Annotated in this window: 23 protein-coding genes, 1 tRNA gene and 1 pseudogene; 15 read left to right on the plus strand and 10 right to left on the minus strand. The window is 49.2% G+C overall.

The window, feature by feature from the left end; all coding sequences use genetic code 11:
• Positions 1-124: 124 nt before the first annotated feature.
• The 7 genes from queD to J0A68_RS21530 all read left to right on the plus strand — a co-directional run bounded on the left by queD (position 125) and on the right by J0A68_RS21530 (position 6548).
• Positions 125-544, plus strand: a complete 420-nt coding sequence (queD, locus tag J0A68_RS21500; protein ID WP_206580318.1) for a 6-carboxytetrahydropterin synthase QueD — start codon at positions 125-127, stop codon at positions 542-544.
• 97 nt (positions 545-641) lie between these two features.
• Complete coding sequence (gene ric, locus J0A68_RS21505) at positions 642-1376, plus strand: iron-sulfur cluster repair di-iron protein (protein ID WP_206580319.1); 735 nt, start codon at positions 642-644, stop codon at positions 1374-1376.
• Positions 1377-1426: 50 nt separating this feature from the next.
• The gene (locus J0A68_RS21510) at positions 1427-2524 is read left to right on the plus strand and encodes a DUF8744 domain-containing protein (RefSeq protein ID WP_498371314.1); all 1098 of its coding nucleotides are present in this window, start codon (positions 1427-1429) and stop codon (positions 2522-2524) included.
• A complete protein-coding gene (locus tag J0A68_RS21515; protein WP_206580321.1) occupies positions 2517-2891 on the plus strand; it encodes a hypothetical protein in 375 nt (124 codons plus the stop codon). Before J0A68_RS21510 ends, J0A68_RS21515 begins: the two co-directional genes overlap by 8 nt.
• A 69-nt stretch (positions 2892-2960) precedes the next feature.
• Entirely contained in the window at positions 2961-5228 is a 2268-nt protein-coding gene (locus J0A68_RS21520) for a TonB-dependent receptor domain-containing protein (protein ID WP_206580322.1), read from the plus strand.
• Between the two features lie 213 nt (positions 5229-5441).
• Positions 5442-5996: a fasciclin domain-containing protein gene (locus tag J0A68_RS21525; RefSeq protein ID WP_206580323.1), complete on the plus strand. Its 555-nt coding sequence runs from the start codon at positions 5442-5444 to the stop codon at positions 5994-5996.
• Between the two features lie 108 nt (positions 5997-6104).
• Positions 6105-6548 (plus strand): RrF2 family transcriptional regulator, encoded by a 444-nt coding sequence (locus J0A68_RS21530; RefSeq protein ID WP_206569916.1) that lies wholly within the window; start codon positions 6105-6107, stop codon positions 6546-6548.
• Between the two features lie 156 nt (positions 6549-6704).
• Here J0A68_RS21530 and J0A68_RS22960 read toward each other — a convergent pair.
• A pseudogene (locus J0A68_RS22960) lies at positions 6705-6809 on the minus strand (type II toxin-antitoxin system HigB family toxin); the annotation flags it as partial.
• Positions 6810-7187: 378 nt separating this feature from the next.
• Positions 7188-7260: transfer RNA gene (locus J0A68_RS21540), tRNA-Met, on the minus strand.
• 324 nt (positions 7261-7584) lie between these two features.
• Between J0A68_RS21540 and era the strand changes: the two genes are divergently transcribed.
• The 4 genes from era to J0A68_RS21560 all read left to right on the plus strand — a co-directional run bounded on the left by era (position 7585) and on the right by J0A68_RS21560 (position 10828).
• Entirely contained in the window at positions 7585-8478 is an 894-nt protein-coding gene (gene era, locus J0A68_RS21545) for a GTPase Era (protein ID WP_206580324.1), read from the plus strand.
• A gap of 2 nt (positions 8479-8480) precedes the next feature.
• The gene (gene der, locus J0A68_RS21550; RefSeq protein ID WP_206580325.1) at positions 8481-9794 is read left to right on the plus strand and encodes a ribosome biogenesis GTPase Der; all 1314 of its coding nucleotides are present in this window, start codon (positions 8481-8483) and stop codon (positions 9792-9794) included.
• Positions 9795-9871: 77 nt separating this feature from the next.
• Positions 9872-10063 (plus strand): hypothetical protein, encoded by a 192-nt coding sequence (locus J0A68_RS21555; protein ID WP_206580326.1) that lies wholly within the window; start codon positions 9872-9874, stop codon positions 10061-10063.
• A 132-nt stretch (positions 10064-10195) separates the two neighbouring features.
• Positions 10196-10828 (plus strand): SprT-like domain-containing protein, encoded by a 633-nt coding sequence (locus J0A68_RS21560; RefSeq protein ID WP_206580327.1) that lies wholly within the window; start codon positions 10196-10198, stop codon positions 10826-10828.
• 71 nt (positions 10829-10899) lie between these two features.
• On the opposite strand, the gene scpB is transcribed toward J0A68_RS21560, so the two are convergent.
• From scpB to J0A68_RS21580, 4 genes are all read right to left on the minus strand, one after another.
• A complete protein-coding gene (gene scpB / locus J0A68_RS21565) occupies positions 10900-11460 on the minus strand; it encodes an SMC-Scp complex subunit ScpB (protein ID WP_206580328.1) in 561 nt (186 codons plus the stop codon).
• A gap of 2 nt (positions 11461-11462) precedes the next feature.
• Positions 11463-11846, minus strand: coding sequence for a TraR/DksA family transcriptional regulator (locus tag J0A68_RS21570; protein ID WP_206569923.1), 384 nt, complete (start codon positions 11844-11846; stop codon positions 11463-11465).
• A 258-nt stretch (positions 11847-12104) separates the two neighbouring features.
• Complete coding sequence (locus J0A68_RS21575) at positions 12105-12275, minus strand: hypothetical protein (RefSeq protein ID WP_206580329.1); 171 nt, start codon at positions 12273-12275, stop codon at positions 12105-12107.
• A 60-nt stretch (positions 12276-12335) separates the two neighbouring features.
• Complete coding sequence (locus J0A68_RS21580) at positions 12336-14849, minus strand: lamin tail domain-containing protein (protein WP_206580330.1); 2514 nt, start codon at positions 14847-14849, stop codon at positions 12336-12338.
• A gap of 152 nt (positions 14850-15001) precedes the next feature.
• On the opposite strand from J0A68_RS21580, the gene J0A68_RS21585 reads away from it, so the two are divergent.
• From J0A68_RS21585 to J0A68_RS21600, 4 genes are read left to right on the plus strand one after another with little or no spacing between them, the layout of a single operon-like run.
• Entirely contained in the window at positions 15002-15991 is a 990-nt protein-coding gene (locus tag J0A68_RS21585) for an aspartate-semialdehyde dehydrogenase (protein ID WP_206580331.1), read from the plus strand.
• Positions 15991-17211 (plus strand): THUMP-like domain-containing protein, encoded by a 1221-nt coding sequence (locus tag J0A68_RS21590; RefSeq protein ID WP_206580332.1) that lies wholly within the window; start codon positions 15991-15993, stop codon positions 17209-17211. Before J0A68_RS21585 ends, J0A68_RS21590 begins: the two co-directional genes overlap by 1 nt.
• 32 nt (positions 17212-17243) lie before the next feature.
• Complete coding sequence (locus J0A68_RS21595; RefSeq protein ID WP_206580333.1) at positions 17244-17816, plus strand: ATPase; 573 nt, start codon at positions 17244-17246, stop codon at positions 17814-17816.
• Positions 17813-18034, plus strand: coding sequence for a hypothetical protein (locus J0A68_RS21600; protein WP_206580334.1), 222 nt, complete (start codon positions 17813-17815; stop codon positions 18032-18034). Before J0A68_RS21595 ends, J0A68_RS21600 begins: the two co-directional genes overlap by 4 nt.
• Here the strand turns inward: J0A68_RS21600 and J0A68_RS21605 are convergent.
• The 4 genes from J0A68_RS21605 to J0A68_RS21620 form a co-directional block, all read right to left on the minus strand.
• Positions 18031-18639: an alpha-ketoglutarate-dependent dioxygenase AlkB family protein gene (locus tag J0A68_RS21605; RefSeq protein WP_206580335.1), complete on the minus strand. Its 609-nt coding sequence runs from the start codon at positions 18637-18639 to the stop codon at positions 18031-18033. The genes J0A68_RS21600 and J0A68_RS21605 overlap by 4 nt on opposite strands.
• Positions 18615-18803, minus strand: coding sequence for an Ada metal-binding domain-containing protein (locus tag J0A68_RS21610; protein ID WP_206580336.1), 189 nt, complete (start codon positions 18801-18803; stop codon positions 18615-18617). The genes J0A68_RS21605 and J0A68_RS21610 overlap by 25 nt, the downstream gene beginning before the upstream one ends.
• A gap of 64 nt (positions 18804-18867) precedes the next feature.
• Entirely contained in the window at positions 18868-19581 is a 714-nt protein-coding gene (locus J0A68_RS21615) for a 2OG-Fe(II) oxygenase (RefSeq protein WP_206580337.1), read from the minus strand.
• Positions 19582-19585: 4 nt separating this feature from the next.
• The gene (locus J0A68_RS21620; protein WP_206580338.1) at positions 19586-20434 is read right to left on the minus strand and encodes a methylated-DNA--[protein]-cysteine S-methyltransferase; all 849 of its coding nucleotides are present in this window, start codon (positions 20432-20434) and stop codon (positions 19586-19588) included.
• Positions 20435-20892 lie beyond the last annotated feature (458 nt).

The following is a 20892-nucleotide window of genomic DNA, read 5'->3' on the forward strand; positions in this document are numbered from 1 at the left end:
CTCAGTTTCAAGCCTGATCTAAATCATACTTTTTTGTCCGAAATAAAACCTAGTCCAAAAACAATTCATTATTAACACCTGCTATTTTTATCCCTTTATTCAAAGGCGTCTATCCTCAATCACCATGATCTCCATTACCAAGAAAATTGAATTCGAAGCTGCCCATCGAATCAGCAATTACCCAGGCTCATGCAGTGAAATCCATGGACACACTTACAAACTGGAGGTCACTGTTTCGGGAGAAATCAATCCGGAAACTGACATGGTGATGGATTTCAAAAATCTGAAGGAAATTCTTCAAAAAACTGTAATCGCCCATTTTGACCATACTCTGATTCTTAAAAAGAGTACGGAAAATCAAACCATTTTTTCTTCCTATTTGGGGAAAATCACCTGGATGGAATCGGAACCAACGGCAGAACAAATGCTGGTTTGGATGGTGTCTTCCATAACTCCTCGCCTACCCTCCGGAGTCTCCCTCCAAAAACTGAAATTACATGAAACCTCAGGGAGTTTTGCCACCTGGAAAAATATTAAAGGATAAATTTGTCTTTTATTATTGATTGCTTATTTTTGACCTATCAAATGAGCTTTTACTCATTTACAGGATTCAAAATGAGGATGGAATACATCCTTGAAACATGGAAAGCATCGCCAAATTCCCGATCAGGGAAATCATTTCGAAGGATTACCGATCCGCACTGGTGTTCAGAGCATTTGGAATTGATTTTTGCTGCATAGGGGATCTGACCCTCCAAGAGGCCTGTGTCCGAAAAAATTTGGATCAAAAAGACTTGGTTGAAAAACTGGAAGAAGCTTTTGCCCTTCCAGATGAGGAAATCAATGATTTCCATAGCTGGCCATTAAACCGGTTGTCGAATTACATAGAGACAAAATACCATGGTCTCATTCGGGAACGGGTTCCTGTGATTCAGAAATTTCTAAAGCAGATAGTGAAGGTTCACGGAACCTTTGAACCCAACCTGAAAAAAGTCAAATCCCTTTTTGATCAATCCACAAGTGAACTTCTGGATCATATGCAACGCGAAGAATTGATCATTTTTCCATTTATCCGAAAAATCGTCGCCGGAGGCAAAAGCAAGGATCTTCTGTTGGGACCTTCCTTTCAAAATGTGAAGGAGACTATCTTTTCCCTTATGAAAGAACATGACCAAGAGGGGGAATATCTGGAAGAAATCCGGAGTCTGACCAACAACTACAGCCCTCCTGATTATGCCTGCAACACATACAAAGTGGCATTTGCCTTACTCAAAGAATTTGAAATAAGCATGCATCAGCACATTCATCTGGAACGTGACATTCTTTTTCCCGGCGCAATCCAACTGGAAAACCAAAGCTCCATAATCAGGAATTAAATCAAGATCCAATGCGTCCTCTCAGTCCAAAGCCTTTTCTCCTTCTTCCTATGGTCTTACTGGGACTTCTTGGAGGAATTGCGGGAGGTTGGATCCGATTGGGCAGTCCAATTATCCCCATAGCGGAAAGTGGGATCAACCACGGACTACTGATGGTCGGGGGATTTTTGGGCACATTGATTTCTATCGAGCGTGCAATGGTCATGAAAAAAAAGGCCTGGCTGTTCATTCCCTTTTTATCCGGGATTTCCGCGATTTTCTTCCTGATCGGTCAAGACCAAGTGGGTATGTTTTGTCTTTTGGCTGGATCGCTTGGACTGAGTGTGATCATGCAATTCCAAGTCATCCGCCACCCGCATTTCCACAGCATCCTGCTTTACTTGGGCGCCGTGAGCTGGTTTATCGGCAATTTCTTTGCCTGGCATTTTGGGCTGATAGCTGCCGGAAGTACCTGGTGGATCGGATTTTTGTTATTTACCATTGTGGGCGAGCGGCTTGAGCTAAGTCAGTTTCTGCCTGTTCCCTCTTGGTCTAAAAAGGTCTTGGGCGCCCTTCTGGGATTGTTTTTCATCGGATTGATCCTGCCTTTTCATGGAGCTGGCAATGAAGTCATGGGCATGGCGGTCCTGTTGATTTCCGCCTGGTTGCTAATCTTTGACATGGCCAAAGTTGCCGCAAAGAAAAAAGCCCAATTCCGCTATATCGGCATCGGACTCCGGGTCGGTTACCTCTGGCTGGGAGCTCAAGGTTTGATTTTGCTCTTGATGGAAAACCACCCGCTCTTTTACGATCTGGTGCTCCATACGTTCTTTTTGGGATTTACATTTTCTATGATCTGGGCTCATGCCCCGATTATTTTCCCGACCATTTTTGGCATCCGGGAGACTCCTTACCATCGAATCCTTTGGTGGCCTTGGATCTTGTTTCAGGTGACACTTTTGGGAAGAATCGGATTTGGCTTGGCCGAAAATTTCGAATGGAGAAAAATCATGGGAATCAGCAATGGCTACCTCATCCTGTTGATGTTCGGGTTCATGGTTGCCATTGTGATATGGAAAATCAAATCTCAGCCGGAAAGAGTTGCTGAGTGTGACTTAAATCACCATGCCATAAAATCCAATAATTCAATTTCGCGGATTGATGCCTAAAGGCCTCCTACATATTGCCTGCGCCTTACTGATTCTCCTAAATGGGATGGGATATTCCATTATCCAAGCCCAATTCCTGCTGCAGAGAAAAGAAATCACCGCTATTTATTGCATCAATAAAGACAAACCGGAGCTGCAATGTGAAGGAAAATGCGAGCTCAGCAAACGACTCAGTGAAGCAAAAAACAATAATTCCAATACGGAGGAGGTAGTCCTGAAAGAACTTTCCTTAAGCTACATTCACCAGCAGCATCCTTTGTTGATCCAGCCGGATATGACGATTCCGACAGTAAAGACTCTGAGCTCCTATCAATTTTGGGTTCCCTCAGGAGATTCAGAAGACTTTTTCCATCCGCCCACCGGCTGATTCCTCTTTTTTGGTGGACTTGCTGATCAGCCAGTCCGGAAAATCCCCAGTTCACAAAATCAAAATTTTATGAAGACTTCACTACAGGCTTCAGCAAGGATATTCTTTGCTCTGGTCATGCTATATCTATGCAATTCTTACACTTACGCCCAACAATCCTCTACCATTCAGTTTCTGGATCAGCGGTCCAAAGAACCCATCATCGGATTAAGTTACCGGTATGGCTTTCAAAAGGGGATTTCTGACGAAAACGGAACCATCACCCTACTTCAGGACTCGGAATCCTGGCTTTTGCTCAGCCATATCAGTTACGGCACCTGGGACCTGGATCCCAAAAAGGTCAATGAAGCAATACAGTCAAAGCAGGCTTTCCGGGAAGAATCCATCCATGGTCTCCAGCCTGTCTCAGTTATTTCTTTAAAAATGTCTGAGGAGAAAGACCAAAAAATCGTCCTTTCAGACCAAGAAAGACTCAACCACGATGCTGGAGCTATTTTGGCTTTGAATCCGGTGGTTTCGGGAATCCGAAAAGGTGGAAGTTTCGCTTTCGACCCTGTCATGCGGGGCTTCAAATACGACCAACTCAATGTGGTCATCAACGGGATGCAATCGGCCAATGCTGCCTGTCCAAACCGGATGGACCCTCCCACTGCCCAAGTGGCCCTCAACCGAATCCGTGAAGTGGAAATTCTCAAAGGTCCACATGCCCTGAGGTATGGAATCGGCTTGGGTGGAACGATCAATTATATCCAGGAAAACCCGGATTTCACCAGCGAATCAGGGATTTATGGAAGACTTTCGTCCATGTTTGAATCCAACGGGGATGTCTGGAGAAATGAAGGGCGAGTCGGTTTTCACGGATCCAACTATGATGTCGGAGTATTAGGAAGCTATGCTGCAGGAAGTGACTACATGGATGGAAATGGAAATCCGGTTGCTTCTGACTTCAAACGAGGAACTTTGGGAGTTTACGCAGACATACAGGCGAGTTCCAAGGACTTGTTGCAGTTTTCAATCAACCGAAATTTCGCCAGAGATGTGGATTTCCCTTCCCTGGGAATGGATCTGAGAACAGACGATACCTGGATGGGAAGTCTGAAGCATACCCGGACTTTCACCGGGCAATCCTTAGTCCTGTGGACCAATTCGGTCTATTTTACCAAAGTAGATCACCTGATGGACAACCTGTTGAGAGAAATGAATCCCAGAATGATGAACGCAAGCACTCCTGCTATTACCCAAAACTGGGGATTGCGTACTGAGGGAGAATGGAAACTTGCAAAGGGAAGACTTTTTTCCGGATTGGACTATAAATCAGAAGCGGCGGATGGTACCCGGACCCGGGAAATATTGATGGGCCCAATGATGGGGAAAATCTTCTATGACAACCTATGGCAAGACTCCGAGATTAGCAAAACCGGCCTATTCGCAAACTATAGCTATCCTATTGGTAGTACTGTGGTGACGGCATCTGGCAGACTCGAGATTAATCAGGCTGTGGCAAATAATCCTGCAGAGGAATTCACCCAAATTCATCCGGAGGTTGAAAACACCCAACTCAATCCCTGCATCAGTATCGGTGCCCAAAAAGATCTGGGAAAAGCATTCAGCCTCGGAATCTGGGCAGCAGGAGTACGACGAAGCGGAAGCTTGCTCGAGCGCTACATCAACTACCTCGCTGTGGGACTGGATCCTTGGGAAATGGTGGGTGATCCTCAAATCAACCCTGAAACCAACTATGAACTGGACTTGGTTTTGGGTTACGAGCGTGAAAAAATCGCAGTGGAACTGACTCTGTTTGGTTCTTATTTGGTTAATTACATCACTTCAGTAAAGACAGATTTAAAGCCGAGATTAGCCACCAGTCCGGGAGTAAGGCAATATGTTAATCTGGATGAAGCCTTCAAAACCGGAGCAGAACTGGCATTTAGACAAAAAATAAGCTCCCTCATCAGCCATTCTCTCCAATTGGCCTATACCTATGGCAAAGATTTGGGTATGGACTCCCCCCTCCCTGAGATCGCTCCCCTCGATATTCGCTACGGACTGATGGGACATTTTCTGGATGGGAAACTGCATACCGGAGCCAATCTTAGGTTTGTGTCCGATCAAAACCGGGTTTCTGAATCCTTTGGAGAAGGAACTACTCCGGGATTCACTCTCGTGGATTTGGATGCAAGCTACCCAATCGGGTCTAAGATCCTGATCAAAGCAGGTGTTCAGAATTTATTGGATGAGACTTACTACGAGCATCTGAGCAGACCGATCGGCACTGACAAGACTCCGATGTATTCTCCCGGAAGAAATTACTTCGCGATGGTCAGCTTCAATTTCTAAAGATCTCATAATTCACAAAAGACGGCTTCAAGAAAAGCCGTCTTTTTTCATGGAAAAGAATGATCAAAATCAGATTAAATATTAAAGGACTTTTTTGTCTTTTATTTTAATGTGGTTTACTTTTATTCATTGAAAATCAGCGAAAAGTCGCTGCCTGATTAAGAGTATCGAAATCCTTTCCAAGATGTAATTGAACCCATATCCAAAAAGACTATGAAAAAGTTGTTTTATCCCCTGATGGTTGGTTTAGCATTCGTAGGAATTTCCTGCGGTGGCTCCTCTAGCGAAAATCAAAACACCGAAACGGTAGGCGCTGCTCTGACAGCCGGCCAATCCGGAGTGGTGGACGACGAGTCTAACCCAAACGTTGTCCAGGTTGCAGTTGGTTCTCCTGACCACTCTACCTTAGTGGCTGCTTTGAAAGCGGCTGATTACGTGGATGCCTTGACCAATGTAGGCCCATTCACCGTGTTTGCTCCAACCAATGCTGCCTTTGACGCACTTCCTGCGGGCACCTTGGACGATCTGGTAAAACCGGAAAATCAGCGGAAACTCCGGGACATCTTGGAGTACCATGTGCTCCTTGGCGTTTACAAACCGGAAGATTTTGTGAACGGAAGAAATCTGGGAACCGCAGATGGCCGATCTGTCACTGTGGCTGTGGCTGAGGATGGATCAGTGACCATCAACGGAGCAAAAATCATCGGAACGGTGTCAGCTTCCAATGGAATCATCCACGTGGTTGACCAGGTGCTGCTTCCCAAATAAGATAATGTTTATGGTTTTCTAAAAAAGAAAAGGCCGGATTGAACTTTGATCCGGTTTTTCTGTTTACAGACCGAATATCGACACTATCTTCGGACATTATCATCCTGTATGTTCTCACAAGCGACCAAGTATGCCATCAAGTCTGTCATCTATATTTGGACCCAAAGTATGGAAGACAAAAAAGTAGGAGCTAAGGAAATCGGGACTGAAATTGATGCTCCCGAGGCCTTTACAGCGAAGATTCTCCAGACATTGGTGAAAGCTAAAATTATCGGATCACAAAAAGGTCCCAACGGTGGCTTTTATACCGATGAATCCCATACAAAGGTCACCTTGAAAGACGTAGTGAGAGCAATCGAGGGAGATGAACTTTTTGCCGGGTGCAGTTTGGGACTTCCCAAATGTTCTGAAAAAAACCCTTGCCCCCTGCACTTTGAAGTAGTGGCGGTGAGAAAACAGATTGACCACATGCTGACTTCAAAAAGCATTAAATTATTGGCAGTAGAAGTAATCAAAGGAACTTCCAGATTGAGCGATCTGAAGCTTTTATAAAGAGTCCTTTTGAGAACAGCTTCATTCTTGCTTCTATAATACTTTCAGATAGCCTGTCCCGATTTTTCTTCGGGAGAATCTCGCAGTGTCGGCATTCATACCAGTATGTGATGTTTTCGCCATGCTCGATTTCATGATTTCAATTGATTTACGATTTTAAAATTGTTCAACCGTACTTGCGTCCACCTTGTCATATTCGGAGTGTGTCCCAATGAATTTGATAAACACCCACTGCCTCAAATAGCTGATTTGAAAGATTAACCGATATTTTTTTCTTAAAAATTCAGTGCTTTAATTTCAGCTAATTCGAATCTATTTGAATGATTTGGAATTGTCTTCTTACCTCTCAAAATTCACCAAATGCTTCCATTTCACTTAGCATCGGCAATTAGTCGACACAAAATAAAAGCTGACGGCTGGACTCCCCTCTCTTCCAATCGGGTAATTCCTGTTGAATTCAAGTTCAATTAAAATGGATTCAAAAAATGAAGAATGAATCAAAAACTGGGACAAATTCTGGGACAAAAAATGGGACAAGTTTTAGCTATTCAAAACCAATTGGAATTAACGCGAATCCACAACCTGTATCAGAAATCCTATAAAACACAAAAAGCCGATCATTTCTGACCGGCTTCGTAGTAGCGGGAACAGGACTCGAACCTGTGACCTTCGGGTTATGAGCCCGACGAGCTACCAACTGCTCCATCCCGCGATATTCCGTTTGCAAGTGAATCTTCCGACGTACTACCTCCCAATAGCCATCGGGATGATCCATCCCGCGATATATCTTTAAGGCTTTGCCTTTATTTTCTTTTTTGACCCGCCCTTGTGGCGAACGGTGATACAAAAGTAGGCCTTTAATCTTAAAAAGCAAAACTGCTGCTAAAAAAATATGCAATACGCCTTGGCAAACCCTCTATCGAGTCCATCCTGACCTCAAAAGCGACCTGCACTTCACCAAATTATATTCTGCAAAGCCATCCCGCGACTGCCGCTTTGTCTAAAAATCACCTACCTTTGTGGAAATTTCAAAAAAATGAGCGCCCCAACCCACAAAGCCGGATTTGTCAACATCGTAGGAAAACCCAACGTAGGCAAGTCGACGCTCATGAATATCCTGGTGGGCGAGCGGCTCTCCATCATCTCGTCCAAAGCCCAGACCACACGCCACCGCATACTTGGCCTGATCAATACAGACGAGTACCAGATCGTGTTTTCCGATACGCCGGGCATGCTAAAGCCCAAATACGAGCTTCACAAGAACATGATGAGCTTCGTAAACCTTTCATTGGAAGACGCCGATGTCATCGTCTTTGTCACGGATCTCTACGAAACGGAGGAGGAAATCGAGGAAGTCATCGCCAAAATCAACGAGTCGGGAATCCCGGTATTGCTGGTCATCAACAAAATCGACCTGGCCAAAGAAGGCCAACTCGAAGAGGTCACCGCCTACTGGACGGCCAAGATCAAGCATGAGACAGTCATCCCGATTTCGGCCCAGGAAAAATTCAACACCGAAAGAATCCTTCAGGAAATCGTCGACCGCCTGCCGGTACACCCGCCTTTTTACGACAAGGAGGAACTAACGGACCGCCCCGAGCGGTTCTTTGCCTCCGAGATCATCCGGGAAAAAATCTTCAACAACTACAAAAAGGAGATTCCCTACAGCACGGAAGTCTCCATCGAAGACTTCTACGACGAAGAGGCCATCATCAAGATCCGCGCGACGATCTTTTGTGAGCGCGACAGCCAAAAAGGCATCATCATCGGGGAAAAGGGTAAGATGCTGAAGAAAGTCGGCATCGAATCCCGGGAGGAGCTGGAGAAGTTTTTCGGAAAGAAAGTCCATCTGGAGACCCACGTGAAAGTAGAGCAGGACTGGAGAAAAAATAAACTGAAACTTAAAAAATTTGGGTACGACCCATCTTGATCATGGCAAATATTGTAGCAATAGTAGGTAGGCCAAATGTGGGCAAGTCCACGCTTTTCAACCGACTGGTAGAAGAACGCAAGGCTATCGAAGACAACATGAGCGGGGTCACCCGTGACCGCCACTACGGACATGCGCAGTGGGCGGGCAAGTTTTTCTCCGTGATCGATACCGGCGGGTATGTGACCGGATCCGACGACGTATTCGAGGCAGAGATCCGCAAGCAGGTAAAACTCGCCGTGGAAGAGGCCGACGTGATCCTCTTTGTCGTGGACTGCATAGACGGACTGACTGACTTGGACTCTGAGTTTGCCAATGAGCTCCGCAGCACCACCAAGCCGCTCTACATCGTCGCCAACAAAGCCGACAACAGAGAAAAAGCGATGATGGCGCACGAATTCTACGCACTGGGCATCAGCGACTTCGAAATCTACCCCGTCGCCTCCGCCAGTGGCAGCGGAACGGGCGAGCTTTTGGACGAAGTCATCAAGCACTTCGAGGACGAAGGCGTGGAGGATCCCGATGCGGGCATTCCAAAAATTTCGATTCTGGGCCGACCCAACGTCGGCAAATCGTCCTATTTGAACGCCCTGCTAGGACAGGAGCGATCTATCGTGACGGACGAAGCCGGCACGACGCGGGATGCCATCCACACACGCTACAAGCTCTTCGGCCAGGACTTCATCATTACCGACACCGCCGGGATCCGAAAAAAGGCCAAGGTGAAGGAAGACATCGAGTTTTACTCGGTCATGCGCTCCCTACGGACCCTGGAAGAATCCGACGTGGTAATCATCATGGTGGACGCCACCCGCGGTCTCGAGGCCCAAGACATCAACCTGATCTCCCTCGGCATCAAAAACAACAAGGGCATCATGATCATGGTCAACAAGTGGGACCTCATCGAAAAGGACCACAAAACCATGAACAAAATCAAAGAGGAGATGCTGGACAGACTTGGGGAACATAAGTGGATCCCGATCATCTTCACTTCGGTCACCGAGCGACAGCGGATCTTCCAAGCCATCGAGCTGGCCGTCAAGGTATTTGAAAACAAAACCAGAAGAGTATCCACCTCCAAGCTAAACGACGTGATGCTCCAGGAGATCGAGAAGTACCCTCCGCCAGCCTGGAAAGGAAAATACATCAAGATCAAGTACGTGACCCAGCTGCCGACCAAAAACCCGGTTTTCGCGTTCTTCTGCAACCTGCCCCAATACATCAAAGACCCCTATACCAGATACTTGGAAAACCGCATCCGTGAAAACTTTGATTTCGAAGGAGTTCCGGTAAAAATTGTTTACAAAAACAAATAAAAAATATTTGAGCGGCCCCTTGTAGAATTGAAAACAATACTAGTACCTTTGCTTCGTAATTAAGAAAACCATAACAAATGAAAAAGGTATTTGCAATTTTCGCAATCGCTGGCTTGATCGCTACTGCTTCTTGCGGTAACAAAACAACTGAAGAGACTGTAGTTGAAGAAACTGTAGTTGTTGAAGAGACTCCAGTTGTTGAAGAAGCTCCTGCTGTAGATTCTACTGCAGTCGTTGCTGACTCTACTGCTGCTGCTCCAGTACAGTAATCAATCCCGAAAAAGGAAAAATCCAAGAGTCCCGAGATCGGGACTCTTTTTTTTGCCCTTTCCGCTCGACAAACTTTGCTCGGTGACCAGACTCGGTTTACATTCGGAAATAGACTCCCTATCTCGACGCTCGTGAAGCAGACGGACCCCAAACAGCAACTACGGGCGATTTTCGAAAAGCACCTACCGCCCGCATCCATCCCCTATTGCCTCGATCTTTGGGAAAAGATCCCTTTTTCCTTCAAAGTCCAAAGACCCCGGACATCCAAACTGGGCGACTTCCGCTATCGCAAAGACCGGAAAATACAGACCATCACGATCAATTCGGACCTAAACCCCTACCAGTTTCTACTGACCTACATCCACGAGGTCGCGCATCTTCATGCCTTCGAAAAACACGGCTTTGGCCACGCCCCCCATGGGCCGGAGTGGAAGCGGGAGTTTCGAAGCCTCATGGCGCCCGTGCTTACAGACGGCGTATTCCCAATAGACATCCTCATCCCACTCCGCCACCATATGGCCAATCCCGCAGCCAGCTCGTCCAGGGATCTCTTTTTGATGAAAGAGATGAGCAAATACGACGCAGCCTCCGCAAGCGGCAGCGATGAGATCTTCCTATCAGACCTCACGCCGGGAAGGCAGTTTATTCTTTCAGGCCGGCAATTTCAGAAAGGGGAAACCCGTAGGACTCGTGTGCTGTGTGAGGAAGTGGGCTCGGGGAGAAAATTCCTTGTTTCCAGACTGGCCAAGGTGAAGCCGGTGTAAAGAAAAAGTGAGTGGTGAGTGGCTATTAAAAAAACGACTGATCACTGCATACTGAGACTGCCCACTGAACGCTACTCCCTTTCCTCTCCGATCTGGTTTTCGGGCTGGGAAAAATCCTTGGGCTGGGGAAGGTCTTTGATGGAATTGATCCCGAAGTACTCCATAAACTTGTCGGAAGTACCGTAAATGAGAGGTTTGCCGACACTTTCGGACTTTCCCTTGATTTCGATCAGCTCCTTTTCCAAAAGCTTCTGCACGGAATAGTCGCAGTTGACTCCGCGGATCTGCTCGATCTCTCCCTTGGTAATGGGCTGCTTGTAGGCAATGATGGACAAGGTCTCGAGCTGGGCACTGGAAAGCCGCTTTTGCGACTGTTGCTTGAGCAGGATGCTGATACTGGCCTGATAGGCTGGCTTGGTCAAAAATTGGTAGCCTCCCCCCAAATGCTCCAGGGAAAACGCAAAATCCTCCTCGTTGTATTTCTTCCTGAGATCGTAGATGGCCGACTCAATGTGATCGAGGGGAACTTCTGCGGCAAACATCTCACTGAGGCACTTGGAAATCTCCCCCACTGCCAGAGGCTCTGGGGCACAAAAAATGAGCGCCTCGATATGCCGGTGCAGAAAATCCACGCTTATTTTTTGGCGAGTTTGGCCTCGATGGAGTGCATGGTGTGGGGCACGGCCTTCAGTCTTTCTTTCGAGATCAACTTGCCAGTGTCCACGCAGATGCCATACGTTCCGTTTTTGATGCGGATGAGGGCATTTTCGAGATTGATCACAAACTTCTGCTGACGGGCTGCCAGCTGGCTCAGGCTCTCCCGCTCCAGCGTATCCGCTCCATCTTCCAGCAGTTTGGAGGTAGATGCCGTGTAGTCCGTCCCGCTGTCATTTTTCTTGCTTAGGCTTTCTTTCAAAGAAGACAGCTCTTCTTTTGCGACAGCAAGTTTTTGAAGAATGATCACTTCAAACTCCTTCAGTTCCTCCTGAGAATAGGCGGTTTTTTCTTCCAAGCTCATGATAATGACGGGTTATAATTAAAAACTTTGACGGATTATTGGTGGTTTGGTTCTCTAAAATACGCCTGACTTTGGTATTTGCAAAAATTAAAAAATCCGCCAATCCTGAAAAACGAGCCTCAACAGAGTCGATTCAAACGACAATTACACCCCTATCATTTCATAATCAAGAGCTTACAAAAACCTCCTATCAACTAGGGTCAGCGTATTATTCTTTTGGTCGTCACCGTCCCCTAGCTTGCAAAAGCGAAAAAACCGTCAGGCGACGGCTTTTTCGGCTTGGAGCATCTTTTCCAACCGCCTTTTGAGCACAAGCTCATCGGCTTCCAGGCGATACTTCATCCTTAGATACTGCTGTACTTCCTTCAGGCTTTTGCCGTCCCGAAGCACGAGTTCCCGCAGGGCTGCTGAAATCAAATCCGGTTCCATGGTTTCAAGGTTTTCTCCAAAATACCCAAAAAGAAGGTCAAAGTCCACGAATAACCCAAATTAAAACTGGGTTGCGACTACAATGGTCTTTTTGACAACCTTCGTTCTCCCTCCGGGCTCAAATAGCTCCACAAGCAATACATAGTATCCCGGCTTGGCCATCTTGCCCGAAGCATCAGTCCCGGCCCAGGTCAGCAGGCCGCTTGTCCCCAAGACCTGGTTTTGTGCCAGCGTCTGCACCCATTGTCCCGAGGAAGAAAAAATCCTAAAGATCCCCACCCAGCCGCTTTGCCCGATCTCATAGCGGATACTCGCAAAGGACGGCCCAGAACTGCCCAAGGGATCAAAGACCTCCGGGTCGATCTGGATCATTTCCTCTTCGAATTCCCCGGAAATCGACTGGGAATTTTTTCTGCCCGGCGTGGCGTAGTCTTCGTTTCCCGACGCAGACTGCCAATTCATCCCCACAGCTGCGGGCGTCATAGGGGATATCCGCTCCAGAGAGACTCCTTTTGGATCCCGTAGCAGGGGATGGTGCATCTTCTCGTCGTAGGCAAAAGACTCCACCGTCTCGCCCTGCGCGGAAAGCAACACCACGACGCCCCCAGCGATGGGGTAGCTCGGCAAGGCCGGAATCTGTACGACATCACCCTGCGCAGACTTGGGATATACCAGCTTCAGCGCTGCGGCATCGGTCGTGACGGCAAGGTGACCTTCCGGTGCCAATAGCGTCCCAGCGCGGCCGAAGACCTTGCCTTGGTCTGGCCTGCCGTCTTTGTCCAGATTGGCAAGCGACCAGCCTTCCAAGTTGAGGTAGCGACCGCCCGTGTTTTTGATCTCCACAAACTTAGGTTCGCCCGTGCGGGGATTGAAAAGCACCTCATTGATGATCAAGTCGCCCGTCTGGGGAATCTCAGCCAAAACCAACCTGGCCTTCAGACCAGCAAGTGCAGAGCCGAAGCAGTCCCGAAGGCCCGAAAGCTCCAGTTCGTAGGGCTGGCTTGCCAAAGCCGGAGCTTGGAGCAACACCCTGACTTCATTTCCTCCCGCAAATTCGACTCGATCCACGATCAACCGGGGAGAAAAAATGAAATCGTCCGCAGTCAGGGCTGGCAAGATAGGCTCAGAAAAGACCAATCGAATCTCCAGAGAATCTTTGAAAAAGCCGGCTTCCAAAACCGGGGCAGACCGGCTGGACTCGGCATCAAAAACAGAATTTTGCGATCCGGGGGTACCTCTGCGGGAGTCGATGGAGGCTTTCAAAAAACCAGAATTGTCGCACAGAAAATGGGGATTGACTACCTCCAGGCTATAGCCTCCACTGGCGAACTCGCTCCCGCCCCAGCTCGCTGTGGTGTAGGAAATGCGGTCGATCAACAGTCCTACTGGGCTGCTGAGGCTCGCCACATCCCCTGAATTCAGCAGCGTAGGCCAGTTCTTCACGGGCAACACCTTTCCAAACTCTCTGAACTGCGCCGCTTGGGCCTCGGGAGCCAAAATCAGGTACTCCCCCGGTCTCAGCCAATATTCCCCCAGTTGGGTGCTGGCACGGGAATTGGAAAGCGTCAAGCCAGCAAGCCTGTACTCGCGATCACCTGCATGAAAGAGCTCTATATATTCCGCATTGGGCAGGTGCTGGTCGGCACGGGGAGCCGGCATGAGCTCATTGATGACCAAAGACTTGGCTTCAAACGCGGTGGGATCAGAAAAAACGAAATTGACCAGCGTGTCCCGAAGGAAATTTCCCTCCAGATCCGGAACTTGCCCAAGCGCAAGGGAATAGACCTTTCCCTGCTCCAAGCTTTCTCCAAAATCCAAAACGGCGACAGAATCCTGCACTAAGCTGACGCTTTCCGGATTACGTCCGTTCAACTCATAGGCGATGGGGAAAATGGCGAAAACCGGATCGACTTTCTCCGAAAACCCCAGCAAAACGGATTTTTCTCCATAGCCCTTCACTTCCAACACTTCAGGCGCAGTCTGATCGCGAACCAAATCGCCAAACTCAAAGTCATCCATCACCCAGCGCGCCGCCGTCCCCGAGCCCGGCCCATAGCGAACCTCCAGCTTCATTACTGCCCCTTCCCCGGATCTCAGCGCTTCGGGAAGCTCTAGGGAAAACCTGCGGTATTCCTGGTTTTCGTTGGGAAACTCGGAGTCCGTGCCAATCTGGACAGGTGTGCTGAACGTCCCATCCAAGCTTTCTCCCCAAGAGTAAAAAAGCAGAACCGGGCGGTTACCGCTACCATTCCTGATCGACTTGGCGTAAAAGGCCAATTCGGGGTTTTCAAACTCAGCGGGACTCAGGCGCACCCAGATCTTGGCGTCAAAAGTACTGAGGGCCTGCACGGCGAGGGCCCTTCCTCCTCCCCGACCCTGCCCAGCCAGCTGAAAAATACGGGAAGAACCGCCCGAAACCTCACTGCCATACCAACGGGGAAGAAACTCCGCGGGAAAGCTGGCCAGCTGAAAGTCCGACTCAAAATCTTGGCGCTGGGCAAAGCATCGCTCCGCCCCCATCCAAAAGAAAAGTGGGAAAAGCGAAACAAAGCCTTTGAAAAAGAATCGCCGCATCGGAAAAAATCCTAAAAAGCCTTACCTAAATATATAAAACTAAAGAATTCCTTTTCCGTAGGAGATCAAAAACAATTGAAAATTTTCGGACACATGCCTGAAAAAGAGCACATAGTCCTTACTTTTGCAGACCAAAATTAATTTACAATCCTATGAAACTGGCTGTAGTAGGTGCTACCGGACTGGTTGGTACCGAAATTCTCGAAGTGCTCGACGAGCACAACTTCCCCTATGACGAACTTCTCCTGGTCGCTTCCGAGCGCTCCGTGGGCAAACAGATCGAGTACAAGGGTAAGAAACACACCGTGATCGGCCTGGCTGATGCGGTGGCAGCCAAACCGGAAATCGCCATTTTCTCCGCCGGCGGCAGCACTTCCCTGGAGTGGGCTCCGAAATTTGCCGAGGCAGGTACCACAGTGGTGGACAACTCCTCCGCTTGGAGAATGGATCCTACCAAAAAGCTGGTCGTACCGGAAATCAACGCCAAGGAACTTACCGCTACTGATAAAATCATCGCCAACCCCAACTGCTCCACCATCCAGATGGTGCTGGCTTTGGAACCGCTCAGAAACCGCTACGGCATCAAGCGCGTGGTCGTGTCCACCTACCAGTCTGTGACCGGCACGGGCAAGGCCGCCGTGGACCAGATGATGGCGGAGCGCGCCGGCACTACGCCTGATATGGTGTACCCGCACAAGATCGACATGAACGTCCTGCCTCATATCGACGTCTTCCAGCCAAACGGCTACACCAAGGAGGAGATGAAGATGATCAATGAGACCAAGAAAATCTTCAGCGACGACAGCATCCAAGTGACCTCCACCACCGTGCGCATCCCGACCATGGGTGGCCACTCCGAGGCGGTCAACGTGGAGTTCAAAGAGGATTTTGACCTCGCGGAAGTTCGCTCCCTGCTGGAGGCGACTCCCGGCGTGGTCGTACAGGACGATCCTGCCAACTTCGTCTATCCTATGCCGATCAACGCGCACAAGAAAGACGAGGTCTTCGTAGGCCGACTGAGAAGGGACGAGTCCCAGCCCAACACGCTCAACATGTGGATCGTGGCAGACAACCTCAGAAAAGGCGCGGCGACCAACGCCGTGCAGATCGCAGAATATCTGTTGGAAAACAAGCTCGTTTGATGAATCTCAGCGAATCCAATAGCGCTGACTTCAGAAACTTTGTGCAGGATCACCTCAGCGGAGATCCTGCACTTTTGCTTTTAAAGTACCAGGGCAAAGTAGCCTTTGACCTCAAAGCTGCCGTGCAGCAGATCTCCGCCCGGCAAAAGGCGGCGAAAAAGCTCCCCGAATGGGCAGGAAACCCGGTTTTGCTCTTTCCCGCTTCCATCTCTCTAGAGCAAAGCTCCTCCGAAGAAACGGCCCGGTTCAAAGCCGAGGGACTTCATGGCAATACGATGATCGACCTGACCGGAGGCTTCGGCGTGGACTTCTACCATCTGAGCGAGGGCTTCCAGAAAGGCATCTACTGCGAAAGACAGCCCGAACTTTTTCAAATCTCCAAGCACAATCTCGAGCACCTGGAACCCTCCAAGCGTTCTGAACCCTTGGAGGGTTTGGGGAGAAAATATGAGTTTGTAGAAGGAGACGGATTGGATTTTTTGGAAAAAACCGATACCCAATTTGACCTGATCTACGCGGATCCCGCACGCCGCGGCACAGGTAACCAAAAGCTTTACCGGCTGCAGGACTGCGAGCCCGACGTGGTCGGCGCTTGGGAGCTGATGAAAAACAAAAGCAGACGCATCCTGCTCAAAGTATCCCCCATGCTGGACATCTCACAGGCATGGCTGGAGCTTCCCGATATCCAGAAAGTAACGATCGTCTCCGTCAAAAACGAGGTGAAGGAGCTTTTACTTTTTTGGGAAAGAGGGCAGGAAGCATCTGAAAACCGCATCGAAATCCGGGATTTGGGAAGTGCCATGCCTGGATTTGACTTTTCCCCCAGTGAGGAGGAAAAGGCCCAGGTCAGGCTGGGAGAAGCGGAAAAGCTCCTGATCGAGCCGCTGAGCGGCATCTTGAAAGCGGGAGCCTTCAAACTTTTCGGAGAGCGCTTTGGCTTGAAAAAGCTGGAAAACAACAGCCACCTCTACACGGGAACTGAGCTCCCCGGGGACATTCCCGGCCGTGTGTTTGAGGTGATTCGGGAGATTTCTCCCAAAAAGCAGGAAATCAAATCGCTTTTCCCCTCAGGCAAAACCAATGTCATCTGCCGCAACTACGTGACGGGCGCGGAGGACCTGAAGAAAAAGCTGGGTCTCAAGGATGGCGGCGAAGACTTCCTGATCGGCACAAAGACGGGGAGTGGGTACAAGGTTTTTTGGTGTCGGCGTCTGGCCTAGGCTATTTTCGCTTTTTTTTGGCAAATTCGGGCATGGCTCAAAAGCGGCTTTACATCATCGCAGGTTGCAATGGGGCGGGAAAAACCACCGCTTCCTTCCGGGTTCTACCCGAACTTCTGGATTGCAGGGAATTTGTGAATGCGGATGAAATAGCCCGAGGGCTCTCGCCTTTTCAACCCGAAAAAGTCGCCCTCGAAGCAGGGAGAATCATGCTTTCCCGCATTGCGGAACTCATGGAAAAAGGTGAAGATTTTGCCTTCGAAACCACTTTGTCCACCAGGTCTTACACGGGCATTGTCAAAAAGGCCAAGAAAAAGGGATATTACGTGTCCTTGATATTCTTTTGGCTAGAATCGCCAGAATTAGCTATCGAAAGGGTGAAAAAGCGGGTTTCAGAAGGGGGGCACCACATCCCTCCTGAAATCGTGACTAGGAGGTATCAAAGAGGGATAGAAAACTTGTTTAAACTCTTTTTCAATGAAGTTGATTATCTATTCATATTTGACAACTCAACTCCTGAGCCTAAACTCGTTGCTGAAAAAAGAGCGACAATCAATATTCTCGACAAAGAAAAATACGAACTCATTAAATCCTATTCCAAATGAGTGAAGACGAAAAAAACACTTTAGCCGAAAAGATAAAAAGTGCTATTCTCAATTCTTCGGAAGACTTTCTCCTGATGAAAAAGAGGCTGGGCCAGGACATCGTCGCACAGATCGACGGAAAGATCGTCACCCTGCCTCCCGACTATTTTTTGGAAAAGAGAAAAAACAAGCAAACCGACTCTGAAAGCAGCGACCCAGTTTCCAAAAAGCCGCTCTAGCCCACGATTGTCCGAAACGTCAGATTTACCCTGGGCGAGCTCACACGCTTTGTCGGAGGCAATCGGTGCAGCCAATACGTCTGGGTCGTGCCCTTCATCACCAGCAGGCTGCCGTGCTCCAGGATGAGCTCTACCTTTTCTTTGGTTTGCTTGTGCTTAAAGGCAAACTTACGCTCCGCACCGAAGCTCAGCGAGCCAATCGCCCCGTTTTTCTTCAGATCCGCCTCTCCGTCGCTGTGCCAGGCCATGCCCTCCTCACCCGTATGATACAGGTTGAGCAGGCAGGAGTTGAAGGTCTCGCCCGTTTCGGCCTCGATCAGCGTTTTCAGTTCCAACAGTTCTTTGGTCCAAGGCAAGGCATGCTTGGTGGTGTTTGAGTAGGTGTACTCAAAGGCCCGCTCTCCATACCAGGCGACCTTGCGCTTGGTGATGATCTTTTTGCCAAAGATCACGGCTTCGTCATTTTTCCACTCGATGGTCTCCAGCAGCTTTTGGCAATAATAATCAGCTTTCTCAGGGGGCATCAGCTTCCCATAGTAGTTTACCGTGCCGTCATAGGGCAGCCAGTTTTTTGTCTTGTCTATGGCTTGGTTGAATAGATCCATTGTTTGTATTTTTCCTTCATGCAGTGCTCACAAGGGCGAAACCCGTTTTCAATCGCTTCTTTTTCTGACCGAAAAAACACCCGGTTTTCCCGTTTCATTCGTTTGCCCGAGGTGCAGGACAGCTTGCCGTAGATCCTCAGTTTGCTGTTTCCGGCAAAAGCCACTTCGTATCAAAACCCGCAGCGTCAAGTCATCCGTCTCGCAGTGCTCTCGCATCTTCCAGACTCGTTAGCTGGTCGCGTCGTGAAAGATGATCCCCAAGGTATGGCGGCTGCCGCTTTTCACCTCGCTCACCCCATGTTTCATATTGACGCGGTAATAACCCTTCGATCCTTTCTCCGGTTTAAAATTCGTCGTAAAGATCAGTAGATCGCCTTTCCTCGGCTGAAGTACCATCGCTTTGGACTGAGCCCTTGGTACCTGCTGGGTGAGCACAAACTCCCCGCCGGTGTAGTCCTGACCCGGCGCGTCCAGAAACAAAACGACCTGCATCGGGAAATAGACCTCTCCATACAGGTCCTGGTGCAGGGTGTTAAACCCGCCTTCGCCGTACTTCAGGATCAGTACGGTCGCCTTTCGCTGGCCTGCTTGGTGGCATTGATGGAGAAAGTCGCCGTGTTCGGCCGGAAACTGAACGTCGACTTTCAAAGCCGAAAACCAGGTATTGGCAATGGGCGCGAGACGGGCGTACATTTCGGTTCGGATCGTTTGGATAAGGGCTGGCAAAGGGTAGTCAAAATACTTGTACTCCCCGAGGCCAAAGCGATGTCGGGCCATGACGACCGTTTTGCGATACTGGCCAGAACTTCCGTAGCCCGCTTTCAAGGCCTCGCATTGCGCATCCGTCAGGAGTTTCGGCAGCATGGCAAATCCGTTTTGGTGCATCTCTTCTGTCACCCCGCCCCAGTCGGCATGGTCGATTCTTTGGATTATATTTTCCATAAGATCAGCCCTCGGAATTGCTTCTCACCCCTTCCCAACCAATAATCGCAGCCTTCCTAGTCGGCCCCCACATGTATCCGCCAAAGTCACCCGAAGATTGGATCACGCGATGGCAGGGGATAAGAAAGGCGACCGGATTGCTGCCAATGGCCGTCCCCACCGCCCGCGATGCCTTGGGATTGCCGATCTGTTCGGCGATGTGGCCGTAGGTTTGGAGCTTGCCCATGGGAATCTTGAGCAGGCTTTCCCAGACTTTCAGCTGGAAGTCCGTACCCCGCAGGTGGAGCTTGATCTCGCTGAGTTTGCTCCAGTCGTTTTGGAAGATGAAAAGCGCGTGCTGCTGGTGGAGATCAAGCTTTTGGCAAAAGTCCGCGTTTGGAAATCTTTGCCTTAGGTCTTCCAAGCCTTTTTTTTCATTTTCCTCAAAGGCCATCGAGCAGACGCCTTTCGCCGTGGACGCGACGATCAGCTGCCCAAAGGGACTTTCGGCAAAGCTGTAGTTGATCTGCAAGTCTTTGCCTCCGTCCCGGTACTCCGCGGGACTCATGCCCTCGATGTTGACAAAGAGCTCATGGAGTCGGCTGGAACTGGAAAGCCCCGTCTCGTAGGCGGTATCGAAAAGCGAAGTCTGCGAGTTTTGCAGCAGGCGCTTGGCATGCTCGACGCTGATGTATTGGAGGAATTTTTTGGGACTGGTGCCCGCCCACTCGGTAAATAGGCGCTGGAAATGCGCCGGGCTGAGGTGAACCTGCTCCGCCACTTCGTCCAGGCTAGGCTGGGTTTTGAAGTTGGCACGGAGGTAGGCGATGGCCTCGGCGATACGCTGGTAATTGAGATCTGTCTGGGTTTCCATGGCTTTCAAATTTATGGGACAAATCTTCAAAATCCCCAGAAGCGATGAAATCCGAAACTTGCGGTGTTTGAAAAGGATCGGTCCTAAGGGGGGCAAGCTGTCATCCCGCTGGGACTGCTTTCGCAGACGAACCCGGTCAGTACCGTAGGCACGACAGCTTGGTAGAAATCCAACACGATATCCTGTCAGAATGCCGTAGGCATGATCCAGAAACAAATCCCGATAAAAGCCCAAATCCTGGATTCGTTCATTGGATCGTCCCGATGGGACTCTTGAGACGACAAACATCTATTTGCTACCGAGCTATCGTCCCGATGGGACTGTTTTTACAGACGAACCCGGTCAGTACCGTAGGCACGACAGCTTGGTAGAAATCCAACACGATATCCTGTCAGAATGCCGTAGGCATGATCCAGAAACAAATCCCGATAAAAGCCCAAATCCTGGATTCGTTCATT

Origin of the sequence: Algoriphagus oliviformis (assembly GCF_017254915.1) — a bacterium.
In the GTDB taxonomy this organism is placed as follows: Bacteria; Bacteroidota; Bacteroidia; order Cytophagales; family Cyclobacteriaceae; genus Algoriphagus; species Algoriphagus oliviformis.